Raw genomic sequence first — 749 nt, 5'->3', positions numbered from 1 at the left:
ATTCCGAAGAACTGGCTGCTTGCCCTCAAACGCCCACGCTTATCGGCTGTATTTTTTTAAGGAACCGAGTGCAAAATCAGAAAAACCGACCTTGAATCTCGTTGCTTGCTGCGATCAGCAAAGCCTTGCATTGTAGCCTGTTTTTGCCAGGCTCAAATCAAAGTTTGAAACTTTTTGTCAAAACCCAGAGGATCTTGACAAAAAGAAAAAGCCTTGCGGCTTTTTCTTTGATTTGGCGGAAACGGAGGGATTCGAACCCTCGATGAGGCTCTACACCCCATACTCCCTTAGCAGGGGAGCACCTTCGGCCACTCGGTCACGTTTCCGGAATGACGCTATTGTAAACAGCTTTTTTGTTCGTTTTTGGAAAGTTGCGAAAATTATTCGCTTTTGTCCAAACCGAAGGCGGTGTGCAGGGAACGCACGGCCAGCTCCAGGTACTTCTCGTCGATCACGACCGAAGTCTTGATCTCGGAAGTCGAGATCATCTGGATGTTCACGCCTTCCTTGCTCAGAGCACGGAACATGGTGGAGGCCACGCCCACATGGCTGCGCATGCCGATACCGACGATGCTGACCTTGGCGATATTGGGATTGCCCACCACTTCGGAAGCACCCAGCGCAGGAACAACGCTTTCACGCAGCAGCTCCATGGCACGCTGGTAGTCGCCCTGACTCACAGTGAAGCTGAAGTCGGTCTTGCCGTCCTTGGAGATGTTCTGGATGATCACATCGACTTCGATGTTGGC

1 protein-coding gene and 1 tRNA gene are annotated in these 749 nt (G+C 51.3%); both read right to left on the bottom strand.

Features of this window, described 5'->3' with window-relative positions:
- Positions 1 to 233: 233 nt before the first annotated feature.
- Positions 234 to 326 (bottom strand) — tRNA-Ser (locus AAIL67_RS24700).
- Between the two features lie 54 nt (positions 327 to 380).
- On the bottom strand, positions 381 to 749 hold a 369-nt coding region (locus AAIL67_RS24695; RefSeq protein ID WP_343485400.1), incomplete at its 5' end, for an ACT domain-containing protein.

The sequence above is a fragment of the Comamonas sp. A7-5 genome (assembly GCF_039581385.1).
In the GTDB taxonomy this organism is placed as follows: domain Bacteria; phylum Pseudomonadota; class Gammaproteobacteria; order Burkholderiales; family Burkholderiaceae_C; genus Comamonas; species Comamonas thiooxydans.
This window is presented reverse-complemented; position numbering and strand designations above follow the sequence as displayed.